Origin of the sequence: Actinobacillus lignieresii (genome assembly GCF_900444945.1) — a bacterium.
Lineage (GTDB): Bacteria > Pseudomonadota > Gammaproteobacteria > Enterobacterales > Pasteurellaceae > Actinobacillus > Actinobacillus lignieresii.
Window position 1 is genome coordinate 1,287,299 of the sequence record NZ_UFRM01000001.1, and the last position, 23,537, is coordinate 1,310,835.

The window sequence follows — 23,537 nt, forward strand, 5'->3', positions numbered from 1 at the left end:
ATCTCGTAAAAGAACACTATAGATGAGATTTTTTAACACTACGTACAATAAAAAAAGCAAATGTAGATAAAAGCACGGCAACGATAACAAGTCCGATTGATAATCCCATTGTTTATTCCTCCATCAAATTCTCTTTATTTTTACGTATAAAATCTGCCATAAATAAACATATATACATTGAAAATAAAAGCACAGTGCTATTAAATAATTTATAAAACAAGCCGTTCGGGCTATATAGTACAACAGGAATTGCTAAAATCTCAACCTTACCGATATCATCTAATATCTTACACCAAGCATCCAGACTATCTTTATTAAAGGGTTTCTTAAATATATTGAACATTTACTCCTCCGTTTATCAGAGGATATAAGCCTAAAATAAAAATATATGCTAAACAGCAAGTTAGCTCCATTTTTACGACTTAGATCGCAAAAATTCCATTTATTAAAGTGCCGCTAATTGCTCTAGCGACGGTGCAAAATAATAACTACCGGAAACCGGCTTAGTAAAGCCTAACAAGCGGTCGGTTTTGCCGTCTAATTCGCCAAACATACTTTTAAGCTGTTGGTCGATATTATGTAAACGTTTTGCAAAAGCAATGAAATATAGACCATGCTCACCACTTGCTAAGCCATACGGTAAACTATGGCGTAGAATTTTTAGACCTTCGCCGTTTTCTTTTAAATCCACACGTCCTACGTGAGAATTTTCCGGCACATCATCAAGCTCAACGCTATCTGCTTTTGTTCTGCCGATCACCTGCTCTTGACGCTCCGTGTTCATCTTATGCCATTTTGCTAATTGATGAACATAACGTTGGCTCAAGACATAACTACCACCGGCATCTTCACCCTCTTCAATTAAAGCGACTTCACGCAATTTTTCATCGGTTTGCGGATTTTCGGTACCATCAATAAAACCGGTTAAATCACGTTCTTCCACCCAACGAAAACCGTGGGTTTCCTCCGCAATTTCCGCCACCGCTTTTAATTGTTCCACCACCATTAAAGCGATAGAAAAATTAATATCCGGACGATTAGATTGGATATGCACTAAAAAATCACGTTGGGTTGCCGGTGCATACTCTCGTTCCGCTTTGCCTAGTGCGACAAAATCCTTCAATTCAGCAGCAGAATTAGATTTTAACTGGCTCCAAAGCGTTTTACCGAAAGCAAGGGTAAGCCCTAATGCCTCTGTTGCAAACTGCTGTTGAATTTCTTGAAATTGATTCTGAATGGTATGAACGCTAGAACGAAAGGCTTCAATATTTAACACATTCGCTTCAATAAAAATGCCTGATTTGCGATGGGTTAATGTAATGCCTGATTGTGGAGTTGCCATAATATATCCCGTAAGTAAAAAATAATGGTTATTGTACAAAAGCAAATAAATAAAATCTGTCGTTTTAGTCAAATCTTGCACATTTAAAAAATGTGCTTGACTTATTGAAATCATACTAGTTTAATAGTACATAAATAATTTAAACAAGGAATCGTGAAATGAATCTCCATACTCAGCAAACACAACTTCCCTATTATGAAGATACAACCGTAGCGTTTTATCACTTATGTGATAATAAACCACATACGTTGTTATTGGATTCAGCAGAAATCCACAGTAAAAACAGTCTAAAAAGTTTATTGTTTGCTCAATCCGCATTACATATTTATTGTGATGCTCAAACCGTCACTTTTGAGGCGTTAACTGAAAACGGTAAAGCCATACTTCCTCATCTTCAAACTGTACTGGAGCAATTATCTCTGGCACCCAATTGCAAAGTTTCAACGGAATTTAACCGCTTGTCGGCAACCTTTCCACCCATTGCCCAAAATTTAGATGAAGACAGTAAACTTAAAACCAGCGCCGTGTTTGACGGTTTACGTTGTGTGAGCCAACTTTTTGCCGATAAAGCGGATCCAATCTATTTAGGCGGTTTATTTAGCTACGATTTGGTCGCCCATTTTATTCCGATGGATGGTATTCAACTACAAGATGACGGCTTACGTTGCCACGATTACAGCTTCTATCTTGCCGAACAATTAGTGTTTATTGATCACCAAAAACAGGAATCGGTATTGCACACTTTCTGTTTTGATGAAACACAGCAAAGCCGCTTACAGCAACAAGCGGTCGAATTTAGCCAAATTCTTGCAAAATATCAGCCTTGTGAATTACGTTTACCGATTCAAGCGGCAAGTGGTGAAGTAAAAACTAATATTGAAGATGAAGACTTTAAACAGATCGTTCAAAAACTCAAACATCATATTCATATCGGCGATGTATTCCAAATTGTACCTTCACGCCGTTTTAGTTTGCCTTGTCCAAATATTTTAGCCGCTTATCGCCAGCTTAAAATGAATAATCCAAGCCCGTATATGTTCTTTATGCAAGGCGAAAACTTTACTTTATTCGGTGCATCGCCCGAAAGTGCCTTGAAATATTCGCAAGCTACTCGTCAATTAGAAATCTATCCGATTGCCGGCTCTCGTCCGCGTGGCTTTGATGCTAATGGCAATATCGATCCGGAATTGGATTCACGTTTGGAATTGGAATTACGTTTAGATCAAAAAGAATTGGCAGAACATTTAATGTTAGTCGATCTGGCTCGTAATGATGTCGCACGAGTCTGCCAAGCCGGTACACGTAAAGTGGTGGATCTGATGCAAATCGATCGCTATTCACAAATTATGCACCTTGTCTCTCGTGTAGTCGGCACATTGCGTAGCGATTTAGATGCGTTACACGCTTACCAGGCGTGTATGAATATGGGTACATTAACCGGTGCGCCAAAAATTAAAGCGATGCAATTAATCTACCAAGTAGAGCAACAAAAACGCCATAGCTACGGTGGTGCGGTCGGTTACTTAACTTCGCACGGCGATTTAGATACCTGCATTGTGATTCGTTCTGCATTCGTGCAAAACGGCATCGCTTATGTACAAGCCGGTTGCGGCGAAGTATTGGATTCAGATCCGCAATCGGAAGCGGATGAAACGCGTCACAAAGCGAAAGCCGTATTAAAAGCAATCGCACAAGTTAATACCAAATAAGGACGGATAAGCTATGGCACATATTCTTTTTGTTGATAATTTTGATTCGTTTACCTACAACCTTGTCGATCAATTTCGTGAATTAGGTCATCAAGTGACGATTTTTCGTAACGATTACCCGTTAGAAGATTTTTTGAAAAAAGCACAAACTACCGAAAATTGTATTGTGGCACTTTCACCCGGCCCCGGCACACCGGCAGAAGCCGGCAATATGTTAGCAATCATTAAACAGCTCAAAGGCGTTGTACCGATGATTGGCATTTGTTTAGGGCATCAAGCAATTATCGAAGCATTAGGCGGGCGTATCGTTCATACCGGCACCGTTTTACATGGTAAGGTGTCAAAAATTGAACACGATAACCAAGCAATGTTCCACGGTATTAATAACCCGATGTCGGTTGCCCGTTACCATTCATTAATGGGGGATGAGCTACCGAAGGAGTTAGAAATCAATGCTCGCTTCGATAATATCGTGATGGCGATTCGCCACAAACAATTACCGATTTGCGGCTTTCAATTTCACCCGGAATCAATCCTAACCGTAGAAGGTACTAAATTATTAAAACAATCGGTCGAATGGCTGCTTTCCACACAACATTAAGCAAAAAAATTTAGAAAAATAACCGCTTATCAACATAACAAAAACAGGATAACACTATGCAACTCGACAACATTCTTAGCCAATTATTTGAGAATCAAACGCTCACAAAAGCAGAATCGCAATACTTTTTTGAGCGAGTGATTCAAGGTAATGTTTCTAACGAACAACTTTCCGCGGCTCTTATTGCATTAAAATTACGAGGTGAAACAATTGAAGAAATCGCCGGAGCGGTTGAAGCAGCATTTGCAAATGCAACCGCATTCCCAACTCCCGATTACGATTTTGCCGATATTGTCGGAACTGGTGGTGATGGGCAAAATACGATTAATATTTCTACCGCCAGTGCGATTGTAGCGGCGACCTTAGGCTATAAAGTCGCAAAACACGGTAGCCGTAGCATTTCCAGTAAAACCGGTGCAAGCGATGTATTAGCCGCATTAGGGATTAATGTGGCGATTTCCCCCCAAACCGCACGCCAAGCGTTAGATGAAAATAATCTCTGTTTCTTATTTGCACCGCTTTACCATGCCGGTTTTAAACACGCTGTACCGGTACGCCAAGTGCTGAAAACTCGCACGCTATTTAATATTTTAGGGCCATTAGTCAATCCGGCACACGCTAAACGCCAATTACTCGGCGTATATTCACCGGAAGTTTTGAAAATTTATGCGGAAACAGTGCGTAGCTTAAACCATCAACATTCGATTGTGGTACACGGAGCAGGCTTGGATGAAGTTACTGTTCACGGCGAAACATTAGTCGCTGAAATTGAACATGGCGAAATTCACTATTTCAGTCTCACACCAGAGGATTTTGGGATTCAACGTCATTCGATTGAAGCCTTAAAAGGCGGAGAACCTGCAGAAAATGCGGAAAAAATTACCGCTTTATTACAAGGCAAAGGCGAAGCGGCACATATTGATGCGGTTGCAGTAAATACTGCTATGCTCATGCGTACTTTCGGCGAGCGAGATTTAAAAGCCAACGTACAACGTGTCAAAGATTTGCTCAGCACAGATAAAGCCTATCAGACCTTGCAAAAGCTCGCCCAATACCAGTAACATATCGCCCGCATTTGTGGGCTTTTTTATAGGAATAAGCAGTTGAAAAAAAGTATTTTCGATACCCCGATTTTCTTTGAACGTTATCAACAATTACGTGAAAACCCAATCAGCATGAATGAAGTAGTGGAAAAGCCGACGATGTTTTCACTTTTGCCGGCTCTCACCAATAAAAAAGTGTTAGATTTAGGCTGCGGTACCGGAGTGCATTTGGCGCATTATTTGGAATTAGGTGCGAATAAAGTTGTCGGGCTGGATTTATCGGAACTGATGCTAAAACAGGCGGAAAGCTGTTTAGCAAAAAATTGGCAAAAATCGACCGCTTTCTCACTGCACTGCCTGCCGATGGAACAATTAGATAAAATTCCGGAAGATAATTTTGACGTAGTTACCAGTTCGTTTGCGTTTCACTATATTGAGGATTTTGCCGATTTACTTGCAAAAATTTCCGCAAAAATGATCGCTTGCGGTACGCTGATTTTTTCCCAAGAACATCCGATCGTCACTTGCTATAAAGACGGCTATCGTTGGGAGAAAAATGAGCAAAAACAACAAGTTGCTTATCGCTTAAATTACTATCGAGATGAAGGTGAACGAGATAGAAGTTGGTTCCAACAAGCATTCAAAACCTATCATCGCACCATGGCAACGATTTGCAATCAGCTGATTCAAGCCGGGTTTGAAATCGTGCAAGTGGAAGAGCCGATGCTGGCGGAACAACCGCAATGGCATAATGAGTTTAAAGATCTACAACATCGCCCGCCACTTTTATTTATTAAGGCAGTTAAAAAAAATTAAGCAGCCAATCGACTGCTTAATACTCCTTATGAAAGAGGAAGTTTATAGTCCGGTGTCGGATCCATTTCCGGCATAATTTCTTTTTCCGGGTTTTCTACTTCTTCTTTAGATTGTTTCTCCGGCGAAGTGGTTTCTTTTGCTTTAGCCGGTTCTACCGGCGTTTCCGATTCTAACGGTTTCTCGGCTTGCGTTTCTTTAACCTCTTCCGCTTTTTTCTCTATTGCAACCGCTTCTTTATTAGGCTCTACGCTTTCTTTAGCTTGAGAGTTTTTTTCCGCTACCGCTGTTTGCGAATCAGTCGTCTTATGCTCAGTTACGGCTTCTTTTTTCGTTTCTACCGTTTTTTCAGCTTCTAACGGCTTTTGCTCAACCTGTTCTTTCACACCCGCTTTGTTCTGCGCCGAAGATTTATTCATAATCGGAGAAAGTAAGCTCGGTACTCCGATAGATTTTATCGCTTTAGTCGATTCTAATTTTGTCGATAATTGTTCGGAATCCACCGCTTGTTCCGTATGCGCCGTATCATCGCTCAATTCGGAAACCGCTGAAATATTTTCTTTGCTTGGCTCAAGCGACACTTCCTCTAAACTTTGCGTATATTCCAATGAACGATGAACCACTTGCTCGGCACCTTCCACTTTTTTAGTGATGAGCTTTTGGCTAAACTCAACTTTAGGATCGAGCCAAATCGCTAACATTGCATTATTAAACGCTCGATCAAATTCTTGCTCAATTACCTGATCGTTTAATACAAAATAGCCTTTATCCTCTAAAGCAATATAACTTAGCTCATCATCAGCTTTGATGTCCGGTAAAATCTTACGTAAGCGATCAATCACTTCATCTTGTTTCGGTAACGTAATACCTAAATCCGTCCATGATTTAGCAACGGAAATCGCAAAATCCCGACCGTCCACCGGCTTACTGTATTTTAAAGTCAGCATAATCGGGCGAGATTCTTGTTTGTATTCGCCTGTTTCGGTAAAAAGGGAGATATTATAAATTTTGAAAGGACCCCAAGTGTAATCAATATCATTAATTTTTTCCCACTTAGCGTAAGCCGCACCGCTCAATAAAGCTAAGAAAAAGGATAAGAGAGCTTTGTAACGCATTATTATTGTCCCTATAAAACAAGCTGAGGCAGTATTATACCTGAGCTAATATTAGAGTAAATTCATCAATCTATTCCAAAAGAAATATTTTGTGATCAGCTTCAAAAAATCAAAAGAAAATCAATGCCGAATAAATAAAAAGGAGTAGTATCAAACTAAACCAATTGATTAACTAAGACATAATAGGAGTTGTATATGTTCCCTGAATTTCGTGAATTAATTACTCAATTAAAGAATAGTGATACGCACTTTTCCCGTTTATTTGATAAACATAATGAGTTGGACCAACGGATTAAAAATATGGAATCAAATATCGAGCTTGCTACAAATGATGAAATAGAAGTTCTTAAAAGAGAAAAATTACATATTAAAGATGAATTATATGCAATTCTTAAGAAAAAATCCGCATAGTTTCATCAAGTTCAATATAAACGCTTAGATAATATATAAAAAAATACCCAGCTAAAAAGCTGGGTATTTCAGTTAATCATTACGATTATTATTCAGCAACTACGTTTACGGTAACTGCCGCATTCACTTCAGGGTGTAAGTGAACTTTAACTTCGTGTTCGCCGGTTGTGCGAAGCGGACCTTCACCTAAACGAACTTCTGATTTAGCTACTGCAACGCCTGCCGCTGTTAATGCATCAGCGATATCTTTTGCAGAGATTGAACCGAATAAACGACCGTCATCACCTGCTGTTGCAGATACTGATACTGCTGCGATTTCAGCAATTTTAGCTGCACGAGCTTGTGCTGCCGCTAACGCTTCAGCCGCTTTCGCTTCTAACTCGGCACGACGTGCTTCGAAGTGAGCGATGTTTGCTGCTGTTGCCATAACCGCTTTACCTTGTGGGATTAAGAAGTTACGTGCAAAACCTGATTTAACGGTTACTTGGTCGCCCACAGAACCTAAGTGAGCAACTTTATCTAATAAAATAACTTGCATTGTACTCGACCTCTCTATTACTGATGGTTGTCAGTGTATGGAAGTAACGCTAAGTAACGAGCGCGTTTGATTGCGCGAGCTAATTGACGTTGATACTTCGCACGAGTACCAGTGATACGGCTAGGAACAATCTTGCCGCTTTCAGAAATGTAGTTCTTTAATGTAGCGATATCTTTGTAATCGATCTCAACAACATTTTCCGCTGTGAAACGGCAGAACTTACGACGACGGAAATAACGTGCCATTTGGCTTCTCCTGATCTATAAATTCAATATGTTCGGCATGAACGACTAATTGGCTTAAACCGTTATAGTCTTTGTGAGTGTGGATAAATCCGTAAACTCTAATTTTATCGCCGAGCTTTATTTGTTGGGTTATTAAACTAAATTGATTGCCATTTAAAATCACTTGGATTTTACACCACGCTTGACGCTCTAAATTTACTTCGGTTTGAATTGAACGATGTTCAAGCCAAAAACGATAATTCGGAACCCCTAACGGGTTTTGGCTTTGCTTAACCGTTGAAGCGACCGAGCCGCTCAGAATTAAGCAATTATCAATCGGCGAATTACTCGCCAGCTTCCTCTGATTCAACTTCAGATACCGCTTCAGCAACTTTGCTTTCTTTCGCTTTCACCATTGGTGACGCTTCAGTTACTGCCGCTTTAGTGTGAACGATTAAGTTACGAAGAACTGCATCGTTATAACGGAAGTTAGTTTCTAACTCGTCGATTACACTTTGAGGTGCTTCTACATTCATTAACACGTAGTGTGCTTTGTGAAGTTTGTTGATTGGGTATGCTAATTGACGACGACCCCAATCTTCTAAGCGATGAACTTGACCGCCAGCTTCTTTAACAGACGCTGTGTAACGCTCAATCATTGCCGGTACTTGTTCGCTTTGGTCCGGGTGAACCATAAAAACGATTTCGTAGTGACGCATTGACTATCCTTACGGGTTAGCAGCCTCCAACTTTAGCCAGTCACCGACTTGTGGAAGCAAGGATTAAAAAACAAATGTGACTGAACGGCGGAATTATACGTGAATCTGTTGCTTTTGCAAGCAGAATTTATCGTTAATCCTGCCAATGTAAGAATGAGATTAATCACTTAATATAAAAATAGGTTTTATCTGATAAAAATACGAATAATAGTTCAGTATTTTGCAATCTTCTAGTACAATTGCGCAAACGTTTGCTTTTATTAATTTATAAGGAATCCAAATGAATGTATTAATTATTGGTAACGGTGGTCGTGAACACGCTTTAGCTTGGAAAGTTCGTCAATCGCCTTTAGTCAAAAAAGTTTTTGTCGCACCGGGGAATGCCGGTACTGCTCTGGAAGAAGGTATCGAAAATGTGGCAATCGCCGCAACTGATGTTCCTACATTAGTTGCTTTTGCGAAGGAAAACCAAATTGGCTTAACGATTGTTGGACCCGAAGCACCGCTTGTTATCGGTGTAGTTGATGCATTCCGAGCGAACGGCTTAAAAATCTTTGGCCCGACTCAAGCGGCGGCACAGTTAGAAGGTTCAAAAGCCTTTACTAAAGATTTCTTAGCTCGCCATCAGATTCCGACTGCCGAATATCAAAATTTTACCGAAGTTGAGCCGGCACTTGCTTATTTAAAACAAAAAGGTGCGCCGATTGTAATTAAAGCGGACGGTTTAGCTGCCGGTAAAGGCGTAATTGTTGCAATGACGCTCGAAGAAGCGGAAGAAGCGGTAAAAGATATGCTATCGGGCAACGCATTCGGCGAAGCCGGTAGCCGCGTAGTTATCGAAGAATTTTTAGACGGTGAAGAAGCCAGTTTTATCGTGATGGTGGACGGTAAAAACGTTGAGCCGATGGCGACCAGCCAAGATCACAAGCGTGTTGGCGAAGGAGATAAAGGTTTAAATACCGGCGGAATGGGGGCATACTCACCGGCTCCGGTCGTTACGCCGGAAATCCATAATCGTGTTATGCAAGAAGTCATTTACCCGACTGTGAAAGGTATGGCGGCGGAAGGCAATGCATATACCGGTTTCCTCTATGCCGGTTTAATGATTATGCCGAACGGACAGCCGAAAGTAATCGAATTCAACTGCCGTTTCGGCGATCCGGAAACCCAGCCGATTATGATGCGTTTAGAGTCGGATCTTGTACAACTTTGTTTAGCGGCTTGCGATGAAAAACTTGATACGATTAAATCAAAATGGTGTGAACAAGCGGCGTTAGGCATCGTGCTTGCAGCGGAAGGTTATCCGGGCGATTACCGTAAAGGCGACGAAATCAGCGGTATTCCAACTCAAGCACAAAAATCACAGAAAGTATTCCTTGCCGGTGTAGAGCAAAAAGACGGAAAATTAGTCACTAACGGCGGGCGTGTTTTATGTGCAACCGCATTAGGTAATTCGGTGTTTGATGCACAGCAACAAGCGTTAAAACTTGCCGAGCAAATTCAATGGCAAGGACGTTTCTATCGCTGTGATATCGGCCACCGTGCGGTGGCAAGAGAAAAAGCGTAATTTGCTTTTAAGCTAACAGCAAAAAATCAAGCGGTCTAATTGGTAAAATATTTTGCAAATTAGACCGCTTGTTATTTATTAATAAAAAAGACTAACGCTGTGCACTTTTCTCTAACTGTGTCCAGTTATAGAAACCGTAGAGCGAGTTAAGCAGATAAGCTCCGTACATTAAATACATCGCCGGTGTTTCCGCCCATAAGGCGATTGATAACACATTAAGTACAATCCACAATAACCATTGTTCACGATAGCGTAAAATCATCAGCAATTGTGCCGCTACGGTTGTGATAGTGGTAACGCCGTCTAAACCGGTCGAGCTACCGCCCGCCGCTTTGAGTGCTTGAATAAATAGAAAAGTCCCGATACCGATTGCCGCTAACAGAATAATCCAGCCTTTGACACTTAACGACTTGGCAATCACCGCTCCACCGCCTTGGCTGTCTTTTTGCATATTCGCTTGCCACACGAAGTAACCGATAAATTGCGCCGGCAAATACACATAAAGCACACTGTTCATTTCCCCGATAAAATTATTACCCCACGCTACATAAAAATAGGTATAAGCAAAAATTAGACCGAATAAATAGTTACTGACTTTCCCCTTACTGACCAATACAACACAGATGATACCGGCGATACCGGAAATCATTGCTAAGATAGAATCAGGTGCTTGTACATAAGCCCAAACTTGAGCGGCAATAAAGGCTACAAGCCAAATCACTTCAAAAGGTTTCCAGCCGGAAAGTTCTTGTTTAACAAAATTTGAAATTGTTTGCGTATTCATAACTCGACCTCCAAATATAATAAAACCTGTACCATTCTAAGTGAAAACAAATATTAATGTAAAATATAAATCACATAATTTCCGATAAATATAAAAAAATAGGGCTGCACAAACAGCCCTATTTCGATTATAGATTATTTAAACGTACGTCAATCAATACTTTATCTTGATTGGTTGCGCTCGCTTTCGCTTTTTCATAAACGCCTTTCGCCGAAGCCTTATCGCCTTTCGCCACCAGAATATCGCCGGTTAAGACTAATTTACGTTGCTCCCATACTTGATCCGTAATTTGACCTAAAGTCGCCAACGCATCATCATAATTTTTTAATTGATAATCCAGCGTTGCCAAACGGAAACGAATGATCGTTTGTAAGCTGGCATCACTTGTTGAAGCCAGTGCGCTTTGCAATACGGTTTTCGCCGTTGCAAAATCCGCTTTTTCAACCGCTTGTTTTGCCGATTCCAATTGTGAGAACACCGCATAACTCGAATCTTTATTCTCATTGATAAACTTCTCGACTAGCGGTTGGTTTTTCTCGGGATCTTGCAAATAGCTTTCCATAATATTTTGGTAGGTCGCCGAGGTTTGTTGCGCCGCCTGGACTTGGTGATTCTGCCAAAAGTTCCAGCCTAAAGTCGCCGCACAAGCAATGATGACGGCAACTAAAATCGGCGTACCGTTCTCTTTAAACCAATTTTTCGCCTCTTCAAACTGCTGTTCTTCCGTTTTATTTAAATATTCGTTACTCATTCATTTTTCCTAATGTTAAAAACGTTTTGTAAGTTCCGCGATTAAATCCGCTTGCGCGATTGTGACTTGTTCCGCACCGCTTTGTAAATCTTTTAGCACCACGGTTTGTTGTTCAACTTCGCTTTCGCCGATAACCAATGCGATTTGAGCTTCCACTTTATCCGCACGTTTAAATTGTTTTTTGAAGTTACCGCCCGAGCAGTGAGTCATCACACCTAATTGCGGTAATTCGCTACGGATTCGTTCCGCCATTTGGAACACATTTAAAGTCGCGCCTTCACCCGAATAAACCACATAGACATCAACCGCTTTCGGTAAGTTGATTTCTTTATTCACTTCTTGAACTAGCAGAACCAAACGCTCTAAGCCCATCGCAAAACCGACGCCTTGCGTTGCATGACCGCCGAGTTGTTCGACCAAGCCGTCATAACGACCGCCGCCGCATACCGTGCCTTGAGAACCTAATGCCGAAGTTACCCACTCGAATACGGTTTTATTGTAGTAATCCAAACCGCGTACCAGTTTCGGATTCACTTCATAAGTGATACCCATCGCATCTAGTAAATGACAAAGGTGCGCAAAATGCTCACGGCTGTCATCATCTAAGTAATCCAATAATTTCGGCGCATCATTAAGTACTTCTTGTAACGCTTGGTTTTTGGTATCAAGAATACGTAACGGATTTTTAACTAAGCGTTCTTTTTCTTCATCGCTCATTAAAGCGGTGTGATTTTCTAAGAATTTTACCAATGCCGAACGATAATTCGCACGAGCTTCAAGCGAACCGATAGAGTTTAATTGTAAAGACACGTGTTGATCGATGCCCAGTTCTTTCCATAAACGTGCGGTTAAAATAATTAATTCCGCATCAATTTCCGGATTAGGAATACCGAAAACCTCTACACCGGCTTGGTGGAATTGGCGGTAACGACCTTTTTGCGGACGCTCGTGACGGAACATTGGACCCATATACCATAAACGTTGTTCGTTATTGTAAATCCACCCGCGTTCGATCGCCGCACGCACGCAACCTGCCGTCCCTTCCGGACGAAGGGTTAATTGTTCGTCATTATCCCAGAAGGTGTACATTTCTTTTGAAACCACATCGGTCACTTCGCCGATTGCACGTGCGAAAAGCGGGGTGCTTTCGACAATCGGCATACGCACTTCGGAATAACCGTAACCGGCTAATACGTTACGTACTTTATTCTCAATCCACTGCCATAACGGCGATTCTGTCGGTGAGCAATCATTCATCCCACGAATTGCTTGAATATTTTTAGCCACTTTATTTTCCTTTTATTACGCTAAAACCACGGACAACACAAAATAGTACGGCTGGTAAATTTTTGAAGAAAATTGACCGCTTGTTTTACACAATATCCGTAAATCGGTGTCACCGTGGTTACTAAAATTAAATTTGTTCGATTTGAATTCGATTGTGTTGTTCGGCAACTCTTGCTCGAATTTTTGCTTCCAGTTGGTCAATTAATTTTTCATTATCGAAACGCTCTTTTTGGCGAACGCCATCAAGATAAAAACCGCTCATTTTATTGGAACCGGTTACCCCTAAATCGGAAATCAGCGCTTCACCCGGCCCGTTTACCACACAACCGATAATGGAAACGTCCATCGGAGTTAAAATATCTTCCAAACGTTGTTCCAACGCATTTACCGTAGCAATAACGTCGATTTCTTGACGTGAACAAGTCGGGCAAGCAATGAAGTTGATACCGCGAGAACGAATACGCAACGATTTTAAAATATCGAAACCGACTTTCACTTCTTCAACCGGATCCGCTGCAAGCGAAATACGCAACGTATCACCGATACCTTCAGACAGTAATAGTCCTAAACCGACTGCGGATTTGACCGAACCGGCTCTCGCACCGCCCGCTTCGGTAATGCCTAAATGCAACGGCTGTACGATTTGTTTGGCTAAAAGACGGTAAGATTCAACCGCTAGAAACACATCGGACGCTTTTACGCTCACTTTGAAGTTCTCAAAATTAAAGCGATCTAAAATATCTACGTGACGTAATGCCGATTCCAATAATGCCTGCGGAGTCGGCTCGCCGTATTTCTCTTGTAAATCACGTTCAAGTGAACCGGCATTCACACCGATTCGAATCGGAATATTTTTATCTTTCGCACAGTCCACAACGGCGCGAATACGCTCTTCGTTACCGATATTACCCGGATTGATACGTAAACAATCCACACCGTATTCCGCCACTTTTAATGCGATACGATAATCGAAATGAATATCCGCCACGAGCGGTACGTTCACTTGCTGTTTAATCACTTTAAACGCTTCCGCCGCATCCATAGTCGGTACCGAAACGCGTACGATATCCGCACCGACACGCTCAAGCGATTTGATTTGTGCAACGGTAGCTTCCACATCGGTGGTACGCGTATTGGTCATCGACTGCACCGAAATCGGCGCATCGCCGCCGACTGCGACATTCCCCACCCAAATCTTTTTAGATTCGCGACGTTTAATTGGCGATTGATGAATTGACATTTCCAATCCTTATTGTGCTAAAGGTAATCTAATACGAGCGACACGCCCGTCAATTTTTAACGGTACTTCTTGGCCTTTATAATAAAGTTTTACATTCGCCGGCGCACCAATGGTTAAACGATACTGTTCATCGCCGTTAAATGTCAGCACTTCACCGTTACTATATAATTTTTCCGCTAAACTTTTCTTACTCTTACTGCCTTTTACCGTGATCCAGCTTTCTTTACCGGTAATTTCGATACGTAACTCATCATTACCGACGGCAGCCGCTTGAGGTTGTTCCGCTGCCGGTTCAATAGCCGGTTGTTGTAACACATTAACCGCTTCGGTTGTCGCTTCCGGCATAACGCTAACTTGCGGTTGTTCTGTAGCCGCAGCCGTATTTAGCGCATTATTTTCCGTTGGCATCGGTGAGGTAGTTTCCGCTTTAGGCGTTTCCATAACAGGTGCAACGGCTACAGGTGCAGGCGGTGTTTCTACCACAGGGGCGGTAATTGGCGCAGTAACCTGTGTCGCCGTCGGCTCTACAACGGAACTGCTTACAATATGTTCTCGGCTTTCTTGTTCTTTTTGGTAATCTTGCCACCACCAAAGTAACGTCATCCCCACCGCACCTAATAAGACAAGAATAGTAAGATACTTCACCCATTTCGTTTGAGATTTTTGCACGACTTTAGGCGAAGGCGTTTTAACCGCGTCTTTAGGAATAATCACCTCGCCGTAATTTACGGTCGAAACCAAGGCTTCCGGCAGACGTAAGAAGCGTAAATAATTACGCACATAACCGCGTACGAAGGTCGGCGCTACATTTTGTAAAATAAAAATATCGTTTTCTAAAGACTCGATGTGAGATTTTTTTAAATTCGTTTTTTTGGCGACATCCTCAATGCTTAAATGCAACGCTTCACGCGCTTGTTTCAGCTTTTGTCCTAAAGGAATATCTTGATTTTCTTGCATTGGATGAGTTGATTCGGTCATAACGAGGCTCTTGATTAAAAAATTACAAAAAATTATTCGGAAGTTTAAAGATGTCACGCTTGTTTTGCAATCTTAACTCGCAATTTTGCACGAAAAATTTTCTTACCATGAATATTTTCGGCAAATTTATTCCATAGAATAAAAGAATTATCAAAATCTCTGATATAAACCAAAGATTATGCCGGTAAAAGGCGTAGAATATATTTCGCACTTTAGTCATTGTGCTAAAGCATGCTCGAAATATAGAAATAAAAAATATAGAAATAAGTGGTACCCATAATGATTTCCGAAAAAGATAAAACCCGTTTATTTAAACAAAATTTTGCCTCCGGTTTAGTCGTATTTTTAGTCGCCTTACCTCTATGTCTCGGTATCGCATTGGCGTCGGGCGCACCGCCGCTTTCGGGAGTCGTATCAGGTATTATCGGCGGTATCGTTATCGGCGCATTGAGTTCGTCACATATCAGCGTGGCAGGGCCTGCCGCCGGGTTGGTTGCGATTGTGCTTGCGGCGATTACTCAATTAGGCTCATTCGAATTATTTCTTTGCGCAGGTATCGTCGCCGGCGTTATTCAACTCTCGCTCGGTTTTTTACGTGCCGGCAGTATTACCAACTATATTCCGATTGCAGTGATTGAAGGGATGTTAGCCGGTATCGGTATTTTAATTATTTTCTCGCAACTGCCGTACGCATTGGGGAATAAACAATTCTTCCAAGAACTGAGCCAATCCTTTATTAATATTCATCTAGGCTCGTTCAGCATTGCTCTGCTTTCGCTGTTTCTTATGTTGGGTTGGGACTCTTCCCCTACGCTCAAAAAAATTAAAATGCTTCCTTCGGCATTAATTGCGGTAATTATCAGTATTTGTCTGAATCGCTTATTTATCGGTATGGACAGCTCACTAGCCATTCCTGCAACACAGCTCGTCCAGTTACCAATTCCTAATTCTTGGGCGGAAATGAGCGATTTAATTCGTTTTCCGGATTTTGCCGGTTTCAGTTCGTCAATTGTCTGGGTAACCGGTGCAACCATGGCGATTGTCGCCTCAATCGAAACGTTATTATCAATTGAAGCCGCCGACCGTTTAGACAGTAAACGCCGCATTACCGATACCAACCAAGAATTACGCGCGCAAGGGGTGGGCAATATTGTTTCTTCCGTATTAGGCGGCTTACCGATTACTGCCGTGATCGTACGTTCTTCCGCTAACGCCAATGCCGGTGCAACCCACAAATTATCCAGTATCATTCACGGTGTTTTATTGTTGGTCTGTGTTTTAGCGATTCCGAGCATTTTAAATCAAATTCCGCTAGCCACTTTATCTGCCGTCTTAATTTTGGTCGGTTATAAATTGGCTCGTCCAACGGTTTTCAAACACTTCTGGCATAAAGGGATTTATCAGTTTATTCCGTTTGTGGCAACGGCAGCGGCAGTGGTAGCGTTTGATTTACTCAAAGGGGTCGGATTGGGCTTAGTGATTAGTATTATCTTTTTATTACAAGGTAATATGAAGCGAGCTTACTATTTAAGCCGTGAAGAATTGGAAGACGCAAGTTACATCAAAATGCAGCTTTCCGAAGAAGTTTCTTTCTTAAATAAAGCGGCGATTAAAAAGACCTTAAAAAATATTCGCCCGAATTCTAAAGTGATTATTGATGCCTCTCGCACCTCTTATATAGCTTCGGACGTATTAGAATTAATTGAAGATTTCGCCAATATTACCGCACGAGAAAATCATATTCGCGTGTATTTAAAAGGCTTTAAATCCGATTACAATAACCAAGAAATCGACCACGCCAGCCACGTCAAAGTGGAACACGGTAGCCGAATTTAGATATTATTCTGAACCACGGAAAATACCGAATACACAGAATAAAAGAGAATTTGTCGTGCGTAGGCTACAAATAAACAAGCGGTCTGATTTTGCAAATTTCTTACAAAATCAGACCGCTTGATCTTATCCAAATCTCCAAAGATAGTACTCAACTCCTGTCGAGTGCTACTCGTTAATTGATATATAAGTAAAAAATTAAAGACACTCGTCAAAGACTAGTACCATCACAAAGTGTTCTAGAGCCACAGAGTGGCTCACTCAGCCGTAGGCTGATCGTAACCACGTACGGCTTGCCGTGCGTGGTAAAACTAAGCCCCTAAATTTACTTTAGCCGCTTCAATCGCTTCACGGACACGTTCTGGATTTACCCCGCCTTTCGCGCTACGTTTTTCTAAACAAGATTCTAACGAAAGAATCGGGTAAACGTCTTCATCAATCACCGGGTGGAACTGTTTAAATTCCGCTACGCTTAACGCTTCCAACGGTTCACGTTTGCTGATGGCATAAACTACCGCTTCACCCACGATATGATGCGCTTCACGGAACGGAATACCTTTCGCCACTAAATAATCGGCAAGTTCGGTCGCATTGGAATAACCTTGCTGTGCCGCTTCACGGGTACGTTCTACGTTTACATTGATATCTTCCAACACTAACGCCCCAATCTCTAAGCAAGCCTGCCAGGTTTCCATCGCATCAAAGATGCCCTCTTTGTCCTCTTGCATATCTTTATTATATGCAAGCGGTAAGCCTTTTAAGGTAGTGAGTAAACCTGATAATGCCCCGAAAACACGGCCTGATTTACCACGAATTAGCTCACACGCATCCGGATTTTTCTTTTGCGGCATTAATGAAGAACCGGAAGTAACACGATCCGATAATTCCAAGAACGCTGATTCACCACTATTAAAGAAAATAAGATCTTCAGCAAAACGTGATAAATGCACCATACTGATCGAAGCGGTTGAGAGCAATTCCAACACGTGGTCACGATCCGAAACCGAATCCAAACTGTTACGTGTACTAATCGCAAAGCCGAGATCCTGCGCAAGCGCATCACGATCAATTGAATACGCCGTGCCGGCTAATGCGCCTGAACCTAACGGGCAGGTGTGCATACGTTTATAAGCATCGGTTAAACGGCTGAAATCACGCTCTAACATTTCGTAATACGCCATACACCAGTGTGCAAAAGTAATCGGCTGCGCACGTTGCAAATGGGTATAACCCGGCATCACCGCATTTTGATTTGCTTCGGCGGTTTCAACCAATTTGTGTTGTAAGTTACGGATACGCTCTTGCAATACGACCGCTTGTACTTTACACCACATTTTCATATCCACCGCAACTTGGTCGTTACGACTACGACCGGTGTGAAGCTTTTTACCTAAATCGCCCACTTTTTCGATCAGTTTCGACTCAACCCAGCTATGAATATCTTCCGCATCATCACGTAAAATAATAGCAATATTCGGCTCGATTTCCGCACGTAATTCTTTTAATGCCGCCACTAATTGTTGGTGTTCTTGCTCGGTTAAAATGCCAACCGAAGTAATCGCTTTCGCCCAACCGATTGAACCGTCAATATCTTGTAATGCTAAACGATAGTCAAAACGTAACGAGTCATTGAAAAATTTAAATTTTGCATCAGCTTCTTGTTTAAAACGTCCACCCCAAAGTGCCATATTGTGTTCCTTTTCGCTTCTTTAATCTTCTTAAAAGATGTCCTGTACATTTGAATAGGGATATTTTGCATAAATATGCAAAATTATTCAATAATTATTTATTGCAAGCGGTGAAATTTCCCCGTTTTTTTGCAATTTGTATGATTTACATACAGAAAATTGTAAATGTAGGCGAGTTAGATAGAGAGATCAAGAGATTTAAAGGCTATTTAGCAAAACAAAAAGCGGTGAAATTTGCAAAATATTTTACAAATTCCACCGCTTGTCATCTCAAATTTTTCTTACAACTTGATTTTCTGCCCATTACTTGCACTTTCAAATGCCGCTTCGATAATCTGTAAAACCAATATCACTTCCGCTAATTTAACGATAGGTTCAATACCTGCGGTAATCGTTTGATACAAATCATCTAGCAAATTTTGATAACTGGCTTGCGCATTCGGATAAGGCTTACGAATGACTGCGCCGTCAATTTCCGTATGCAATACGCCCCATTCGCTTTCCGGCTCAACGTTCCAATCACCAATCGGCATCACTCCGCTGTTTAAATGCGTTTCTTGGCTGTCGAGCGATTTTTTCACATAAGAACCGTTTTTACCGTGTAATACGAAGGTCGGACTTGGCTCTCGTGCGTATTTAGATGCTTGTAAGGCAACCTTTAAGCCGTTTGCATAATAAAGATGTATATCGAAGTTATCGTCCACCAATGCGCCGTCGTGTTGATAACGAATATCGGCAAACACCGCTTGCGGTTTACCGAATAGATAAATGGATTGGTCGATTAAATGTACACCCAAATCATAAACTAAACCGGTACCGCGATCGCCGGCTTCTTTCCATGCTTTAGCATTTTTGCCTTTCGCATAACGATCAAAGCGGATTTCGCAATCCACGACCTCGCCCACTAAATTTTTAGCCAAAACTTCTTTTGCGGTGGCAATATGGCTGTCCCAACGGCGGTTTTGATAAACGTACAGCACGACATTTTGCTGTTTGGCTAACCGTTCCAGTTCTAATGCCTCCGCCGAGCTTGCGACTAACGGTTTTTCAACCAACACGTGTTTACCGGCTAATAAGGCGCTTTTTACCATATCATAATGCGTTTGGTTCGGCGTAGTAATAATAACCAAATCGATTTCCGGCGTAAGTAACGCTTGATATTCATGCACAATATTCACATCCGGCAGCCATTCTTTTGCTCGCTCGGTAGTACGCTCGTACACTTTCTGAATATGAAAGCGTTTGTCATTTTTAAGAAAAGGAATATGGAACAAGCGACTGGAATAACCGCTACCGGCAATCGCAACATTAAGAATTTTCATCATTTATGCTCCTGATTAAAGAAAATTAAATCCAGTATAGAAGAAAAAGAAAAAAATGCCCCGCTTTTTCTAGCTGTGGTTATTGTTTATAGTAATCCGAATCATTATGACAAGCGGTCTTTTCTTACGAAAATTTGTTAAAACTCAACCGCTTGCCCGATCTTTTTCTAACTTTTCAATTCTTATCAAACATTTATATATTTTATGCTATTTTTATAATGCGATTTTTATTCTGAATTTGGAGGTTATATGGCAGCAGAAGGGGCAAGCCAACTCACGAGCGTAGTGGCTTTGCTTGGTGCGGCAATTATTGCCGTACCGATTTTTAAACGTATCGGTTTAGGATCCGTATTAGGTTATTTAGCCGGCGGTTTAGCCATCGGGCCTTTCGGCTTCGGTTTATTTTCCGATCCGCATACCATTTTACACGTTGCCGAACTCGGCGTGGTGATGTTTCTGTTTTTAGTCGGGTTGGAAATGCAGCCGGCGCATTTATGGGGCTTACGCAAATATATCTTCGGCTTGGGCAGTTTTCAGGTGATTGGCGCGGCGATTGCGCTCACCGGTTTAGTGATGGCATTCGGCTATTCATGGCAAGTGGCATTTGTCAGTGCCTCAGGTTTTGTACTGACTTCTACGGCAATCGTGATGCAGGTGTTAAGCGAACGAGGTGAAATGACTTCTGATCGCGGTCGCAAAATGGTATCGATTTTGCTATTTGAAGATATGTTAATCGTACCGCTATTGGCAGTAGTCGCTTTTCTGTCGCCTATCCATTCCTCGGAAACAGCCAGCACGCCGATTTGGCAAAAAATTGCGATTGCCGTGTTTGCGATGGTTTTCTTATTTATTATCGGCACCAAAGTACTGAATCCGTTCTTTAAAATGCTGGCACGCACCAAAATCCGAGAAATGATGACCGCCGTAGCACTTTTCGTGGTGCTTGGCTCTGCGTTATTAATGGAAGTGAGTGGACTTTCAGCTGCAATGGGGGCATTTGCTGCCGGCGTATTGCTTTCCACTTCCAGCTTCCGTCACCAATTAGAAGTGGATATCGACCCGTTTAAAGGTTTATTGCTCGGCTTATTTTTCCTTGCGGTCGGAATGTCGTTGGATTTGAATGTGGTGTGGGATAACTTAGGGTTGATTCTATCCGGCGTGGCATTGATGATGCTAATTAAAGGCGGTGTGATTTTTCTAGTCGCTCGCCTTTCCGGCAGTAACAATTTAGACGCACACGACCGTGCAATCGTAATGGCGCAGGGTGGTGAATTTGCGTTTGTATTATTTGCTGCAGCGCACGCTCAAAAAGTAATTGATGACACGGTACACGCCAATATGACGGCAATTGTGGTGCTATCGATGGTCTTCACGCCGTTAATGATTATTGTGAGCCAGAAATTTATCGTGCCTCGTTTGCAAAAAATTGATGAAATTAAACCGCATGATCATATTGAAGAACAGAACCCGATTATCTTGGTCGGCTTGGGTCGCTTCGGTCAAGTGGTCAATCATTTATTGCAAATGACAGGCTATCATCCGACCATTATCGAGCTGAATCCGAAACTTATCGCCGGTATGAAAAAGCGTGGCGTAAAAAGTTATTACGGTAACGGTGCTCACCCTGATTTACTTAAAGCGGCAGGCATTCAAACCGCACAAATGCTGATTGTGGCGATTGATAATCCGAAACAAACGTTAGAAATCGTGAAATACGCACGCAGCGTGAATCCACATATTAAAATCATCGCTCGTGCTTATGACCGTTACCACGTTTACGACTTGGTACAATCCGGTGCGGATATTGAAGTGCGAGAAACCTTTGACGGGGCATTGCGTACCGGCAAACAAGCGTTACGCGAACTCGGGCTGGATGCGGATAAAGTGCATGAAATCGGTAATATGTACTTCGGCAAAGATCGCCATAGTGTGAAGCTTATGTCAGAGGTGTACGACCCGAAAATCGAGCGTTTCAAAAACGAAGAAATGTATCGTATCGCACTCGAACAAGACCAAGAAATTATGGCGGAAATCCAAAAGATTTTGGCGAGAGAGTAATATTTACAAGCGGTTAAATTTTGCAAAAAGTTGGCGAATTTTAACCGCTTTTTATTCCCTATTACTTATAATCCAATATACTTATCTCTTCTATTTATAAATGAAACTTTTAGCAATTATATAAAAAGTTTAAAGTATAATTGAAACTTTTTGAAATTATCACTATAGTATCAATTATAAATTAAGGGAGAGTTATGAAAAAAGATTTAGTCTATCGTAGAAAATATCTGGAAAAAGTTCGTCCATTTATCGGTAAAAGCTTAATTAAAGTCTTCACCGGGCAACGCCGTGTTGGCAAAAGCTACTTACTATTTCAGATTATGCAAGAGATCCAAGCTGGGGATAGAAACGCCCACCTCATTTATATCAATAAAGAAGATCTCGCTTTTAGCCACATCACAAATGCCGAAACACTAAATACGTTTGTTCAGGAACAGAAAAAGTGCGGTCAGAAAAATTATATTTTTATTGATGAGATCCAAGAAATCACAGATTTTGAACAAGCATTACGTTCACTCCTGCTTGATGACGAACTAGATTTATATTGTACAGGTAGCAATGCTCACTTGCTGTCACGAGATATTGCAGGGGCATTAAGCGGACGGGCGATAGAAATTAACGTACATCCGCTTTCTTATTTTGAATTTTTAGAATTTATGCAGTTAGAAGACAGCGACAAAGCCATGTCGTTGTTTTTGAAATATGGCGGATTGCCTTATTTGAAAGACTTGCCGTTGCAAGACAATATCGTGTTTGAATACTTGCGAAACATTTATTCCACCATCGCAATTCGAGATATTGTAAATCGTTATTCTCTACGTAATGTGCAATTTTTGGAACAACTGACGCAATTTTTAGCGAGTAATATTGGTAATTTATTTTCGGCAAAGAAAATCTCGGACTTCTTAAAATCGCAAAAAATCACAACTTCCACCACACAGGTGCAAAACTACGCCGAATACCTTGCCAATGCCTTTTTAATCCACAAAGTGCCACGCTATGACATTGAAGGTAAACGTATTTTTGAAATTGGCGAGAAATACTATTTTGAAGACTTAGGCTTACGCAATGCCCTCATCGGCTATCGAGTACAAGACCGAGGAAAGTTGCTAGAAAATGCTATTTTCAATCATCTTCAAATTGCAGGCTATGAGGTTAAAATCGGTGGCTTAAACAGCCAAGAGATTGATTTTGTTGCAGAAAAAAATGGCGAACGCATTTATGCGCAAGCCACACTGACAATCAACGAGGAAAAAACGCTAGAAAGAGAATTTGGTAACTTGCTGAAAATCCAAGACAACTACCCGAAATATGTGGTTACAATGGATGAGTTTGAGGGAAATACGTTTGAGGGAGTGCAGTGTTTGAGTTTGAGGGAGTTTCTTGGGGGGTTGGGGATTAGATAAAAAATACCGTCTGAATGTTATTGTTCAGACGGTGATATGTACTTTAAATATGCACATATTTGTAAAATACTTGATTAATCATCATGAAATTTATATAGAAAAAAATAA

At 41.5% G+C, this 23,537-nt stretch carries 23 protein-coding genes; 9 read left to right on the top strand and 14 right to left on the bottom strand.

Annotated elements, in window-relative coordinates; all coding sequences use genetic code 11:
* Positions 1-112 precede the first annotated feature (112 nt).
* Positions 113-343 (bottom strand): hypothetical protein, encoded by a 231-nt coding sequence (locus DY200_RS05835; RefSeq protein WP_115587270.1) that lies wholly within the window; start codon positions 341-343, stop codon positions 113-115.
* 102 nt (positions 344-445) lie between these two features.
* Entirely contained in the window at positions 446-1,342 is an 897-nt protein-coding gene (locus tag DY200_RS05840; RefSeq protein WP_115587271.1) for a Dyp-type peroxidase, read from the bottom strand.
* Between the two features lie 158 nt (positions 1,343-1,500).
* Between DY200_RS05840 and DY200_RS05845 the strand changes: the two genes are divergently transcribed.
* From DY200_RS05845 to DY200_RS05860, 4 genes are read left to right on the top strand one after another with little or no spacing between them, the layout of a single operon-like run.
* On the top strand, positions 1,501-3,051 hold the full coding sequence (locus DY200_RS05845; RefSeq protein ID WP_115587273.1) for an anthranilate synthase component 1: 1,551 nt from the start codon (positions 1,501-1,503) through the stop codon (positions 3,049-3,051).
* A gap of 13 nt (positions 3,052-3,064) precedes the next feature.
* Positions 3,065-3,652, top strand: coding sequence for an aminodeoxychorismate/anthranilate synthase component II (locus tag DY200_RS05850; RefSeq protein WP_115587274.1), 588 nt, complete (start codon positions 3,065-3,067; stop codon positions 3,650-3,652).
* Positions 3,653-3,708: 56 nt separating this feature from the next.
* Positions 3,709-4,713 carry an anthranilate phosphoribosyltransferase gene (gene trpD, locus DY200_RS05855; RefSeq protein WP_115587276.1) on the top strand — a complete coding sequence of 335 codons (1,005 nt, stop codon included), beginning with the start codon at positions 3,709-3,711 and terminating at the stop codon, positions 4,711-4,713.
* Positions 4,714-4,755: 42 nt separating this feature from the next.
* Positions 4,756-5,511 carry a class I SAM-dependent methyltransferase gene (locus DY200_RS05860; protein ID WP_115587278.1) on the top strand — a complete coding sequence of 252 codons (756 nt, stop codon included), beginning with the start codon at positions 4,756-4,758 and terminating at the stop codon, positions 5,509-5,511.
* Between the two features lie 26 nt (positions 5,512-5,537).
* Here the strand turns inward: DY200_RS05860 and DY200_RS05865 are convergent, their stop codons facing one another.
* A complete protein-coding gene (locus DY200_RS05865; protein WP_115587280.1) occupies positions 5,538-6,623 on the bottom strand; it encodes a prolipoprotein diacylglyceryl transferase in 1,086 nt (361 codons plus the stop codon).
* Between the two features lie 195 nt (positions 6,624-6,818).
* On the opposite strand from DY200_RS05865, the gene DY200_RS05870 reads away from it, so the two are divergent.
* Positions 6,819-7,034 carry an HP1242/YdcH family protein gene (locus DY200_RS05870; protein ID WP_005598087.1) on the top strand — a complete coding sequence of 72 codons (216 nt, stop codon included), beginning with the start codon at positions 6,819-6,821 and terminating at the stop codon, positions 7,032-7,034.
* 88 nt (positions 7,035-7,122) lie between these two features.
* Here DY200_RS05870 and rplI read toward each other — a convergent pair whose 3' ends face one another.
* From rplI to rpsF, 4 genes are read right to left on the bottom strand one after another with little or no spacing between them, the layout of a single operon-like run.
* The gene (gene rplI / locus DY200_RS05875) at positions 7,123-7,572 is read right to left on the bottom strand and encodes a 50S ribosomal protein L9 (protein WP_005617644.1); all 450 of its coding nucleotides are present in this window, start codon (positions 7,570-7,572) and stop codon (positions 7,123-7,125) included.
* 17 nt (positions 7,573-7,589) lie between these two features.
* The gene (rpsR, locus tag DY200_RS05880; RefSeq protein ID WP_005598105.1) at positions 7,590-7,817 is read right to left on the bottom strand and encodes a 30S ribosomal protein S18; all 228 of its coding nucleotides are present in this window, start codon (positions 7,815-7,817) and stop codon (positions 7,590-7,592) included.
* On the bottom strand, positions 7,792-8,166 hold the full coding sequence (gene priB, locus DY200_RS05885; RefSeq protein WP_005598106.1) for a primosomal replication protein N: 375 nt from the start codon (positions 8,164-8,166) through the stop codon (positions 7,792-7,794). The genes rpsR and priB overlap by 26 nt, the downstream gene beginning before the upstream one ends.
* Positions 8,141-8,515 (bottom strand): 30S ribosomal protein S6, encoded by a 375-nt coding sequence (gene rpsF, locus DY200_RS05890; RefSeq protein ID WP_115587282.1) that lies wholly within the window; start codon positions 8,513-8,515, stop codon positions 8,141-8,143. The genes priB and rpsF overlap by 26 nt, the downstream gene beginning before the upstream one ends.
* A gap of 280 nt (positions 8,516-8,795) precedes the next feature.
* On the opposite strand from rpsF, the gene purD reads away from it, so the two are divergent.
* A complete protein-coding gene (gene purD, locus DY200_RS05895; RefSeq protein WP_115587284.1) occupies positions 8,796-10,082 on the top strand; it encodes a phosphoribosylamine--glycine ligase in 1,287 nt (428 codons plus the stop codon).
* Positions 10,083-10,173: 91 nt separating this feature from the next.
* Here purD and pnuC read toward each other — a convergent pair whose 3' ends face one another.
* The 5 genes from pnuC to DY200_RS05920 all read right to left on the bottom strand — a co-directional run bounded on the left by pnuC (position 10,174) and on the right by DY200_RS05920 (position 15,122).
* A complete protein-coding gene (pnuC, locus tag DY200_RS05900; RefSeq protein WP_005598109.1) occupies positions 10,174-10,866 on the bottom strand; it encodes a nicotinamide riboside transporter PnuC in 693 nt (230 codons plus the stop codon).
* Between the two features lie 127 nt (positions 10,867-10,993).
* Positions 10,994-11,617 carry a YfgM family protein gene (locus DY200_RS05905; RefSeq protein WP_115587285.1) on the bottom strand — a complete coding sequence of 208 codons (624 nt, stop codon included), beginning with the start codon at positions 11,615-11,617 and terminating at the stop codon, positions 10,994-10,996.
* Between the two features lie 15 nt (positions 11,618-11,632).
* Positions 11,633-12,904 carry a histidine--tRNA ligase gene (hisS, locus tag DY200_RS05910; RefSeq protein WP_115587287.1) on the bottom strand — a complete coding sequence of 424 codons (1,272 nt, stop codon included), beginning with the start codon at positions 12,902-12,904 and terminating at the stop codon, positions 11,633-11,635.
* A gap of 127 nt (positions 12,905-13,031) precedes the next feature.
* A complete protein-coding gene (gene ispG, locus DY200_RS05915) occupies positions 13,032-14,144 on the bottom strand; it encodes a flavodoxin-dependent (E)-4-hydroxy-3-methylbut-2-enyl-diphosphate synthase (RefSeq protein WP_005598113.1) in 1,113 nt (370 codons plus the stop codon).
* Positions 14,145-14,153: 9 nt separating this feature from the next.
* Positions 14,154-15,122 (bottom strand): RodZ domain-containing protein, encoded by a 969-nt coding sequence (locus DY200_RS05920; protein ID WP_115587289.1) that lies wholly within the window; start codon positions 15,120-15,122, stop codon positions 14,154-14,156.
* Between the two features lie 279 nt (positions 15,123-15,401).
* On the opposite strand from DY200_RS05920, the gene DY200_RS05925 reads away from it, so the two are divergent.
* Entirely contained in the window at positions 15,402-16,958 is a 1,557-nt protein-coding gene (locus DY200_RS05925; protein ID WP_005612605.1) for a SulP family inorganic anion transporter, read from the top strand.
* Positions 16,959-17,266: 308 nt separating this feature from the next.
* Here the strand turns inward: DY200_RS05925 and argH are convergent, their stop codons facing one another.
* Together argH and DY200_RS05940 are read right to left on the bottom strand one after the other, a co-directional pair.
* Positions 17,267-18,643 (bottom strand): argininosuccinate lyase, encoded by a 1,377-nt coding sequence (gene argH, locus DY200_RS05935; RefSeq protein ID WP_115587292.1) that lies wholly within the window; start codon positions 18,641-18,643, stop codon positions 17,267-17,269.
* A gap of 281 nt (positions 18,644-18,924) precedes the next feature.
* Positions 18,925-19,968 (bottom strand): Gfo/Idh/MocA family oxidoreductase, encoded by a 1,044-nt coding sequence (locus DY200_RS05940; RefSeq protein ID WP_115587294.1) that lies wholly within the window; start codon positions 19,966-19,968, stop codon positions 18,925-18,927.
* Between the two features lie 246 nt (positions 19,969-20,214).
* Here DY200_RS05940 and DY200_RS05945 point away from each other — a divergent pair, with 246 nt between their 5' ends.
* Positions 20,215-22,023, top strand: a complete 1,809-nt coding sequence (locus tag DY200_RS05945; RefSeq protein ID WP_115587296.1) for a monovalent cation:proton antiporter-2 (CPA2) family protein — start codon at positions 20,215-20,217, stop codon at positions 22,021-22,023.
* 194 nt (positions 22,024-22,217) lie between these two features.
* Positions 22,218-23,429, top strand: a complete 1,212-nt coding sequence (locus tag DY200_RS05950; RefSeq protein ID WP_115587297.1) for an ATP-binding protein — start codon at positions 22,218-22,220, stop codon at positions 23,427-23,429.
* The last annotated feature ends 108 nt before the right edge of the window (positions 23,430-23,537 follow it).

Coding starts and splice junctions, on each gene's coding strand:
- DY200_RS05835 (WP_115587270.1), bottom strand. CDS start 343: ATGTTCAATATATTTAAGAAACCCTTTAATAAAGATAGTCTGGATGCT.
- DY200_RS05840 (WP_115587271.1), bottom strand. CDS start 1,342: ATGGCAACTCCACAATCAGGCATTACATTAACCCATCGCAAATCAGGC.
- DY200_RS05845 (WP_115587273.1), top strand. CDS start 1,501: ATGAATCTCCATACTCAGCAAACACAACTTCCCTATTATGAAGATACA.
- DY200_RS05850 (WP_115587274.1), top strand. CDS start 3,065: ATGGCACATATTCTTTTTGTTGATAATTTTGATTCGTTTACCTACAAC.
- trpD (WP_115587276.1), top strand. CDS start 3,709: ATGCAACTCGACAACATTCTTAGCCAATTATTTGAGAATCAAACGCTC.
- DY200_RS05865 (WP_115587280.1), bottom strand. CDS start 6,623: ATGCGTTACAAAGCTCTCTTATCCTTTTTCTTAGCTTTATTGAGCGGT.
- DY200_RS05870 (WP_005598087.1), top strand. CDS start 6,819: ATGTTCCCTGAATTTCGTGAATTAATTACTCAATTAAAGAATAGTGAT.
- rplI (WP_005617644.1), bottom strand. CDS start 7,572: ATGCAAGTTATTTTATTAGATAAAGTTGCTCACTTAGGTTCTGTGGGC.
- rpsR (WP_005598105.1), bottom strand. CDS start 7,817: ATGGCACGTTATTTCCGTCGTCGTAAGTTCTGCCGTTTCACAGCGGAA.
- rpsF (WP_115587282.1), bottom strand. CDS start 8,515: ATGCGTCACTACGAAATCGTTTTTATGGTTCACCCGGACCAAAGCGAA.
- purD (WP_115587284.1), top strand. CDS start 8,796: ATGAATGTATTAATTATTGGTAACGGTGGTCGTGAACACGCTTTAGCT.
- pnuC (WP_005598109.1), bottom strand. CDS start 10,866: ATGAATACGCAAACAATTTCAAATTTTGTTAAACAAGAACTTTCCGGC.
- DY200_RS05905 (WP_115587285.1), bottom strand. CDS start 11,617: ATGAGTAACGAATATTTAAATAAAACGGAAGAACAGCAGTTTGAAGAG.
- ispG (WP_005598113.1), bottom strand. CDS start 14,144: ATGTCAATTCATCAATCGCCAATTAAACGTCGCGAATCTAAAAAGATT.
- DY200_RS05920 (WP_115587289.1), bottom strand. CDS start 15,122: ATGACCGAATCAACTCATCCAATGCAAGAAAATCAAGATATTCCTTTA.
- DY200_RS05925 (WP_005612605.1), top strand. CDS start 15,402: ATGATTTCCGAAAAAGATAAAACCCGTTTATTTAAACAAAATTTTGCC.
- argH (WP_115587292.1), bottom strand. CDS start 18,643: ATGGCACTTTGGGGTGGACGTTTTAAACAAGAAGCTGATGCAAAATTT.
- DY200_RS05940 (WP_115587294.1), bottom strand. CDS start 19,968: ATGATGAAAATTCTTAATGTTGCGATTGCCGGTAGCGGTTATTCCAGT.
- DY200_RS05945 (WP_115587296.1), top strand. CDS start 20,215: ATGGCAGCAGAAGGGGCAAGCCAACTCACGAGCGTAGTGGCTTTGCTT.
- DY200_RS05950 (WP_115587297.1), top strand. CDS start 22,218: ATGAAAAAAGATTTAGTCTATCGTAGAAAATATCTGGAAAAAGTTCGT.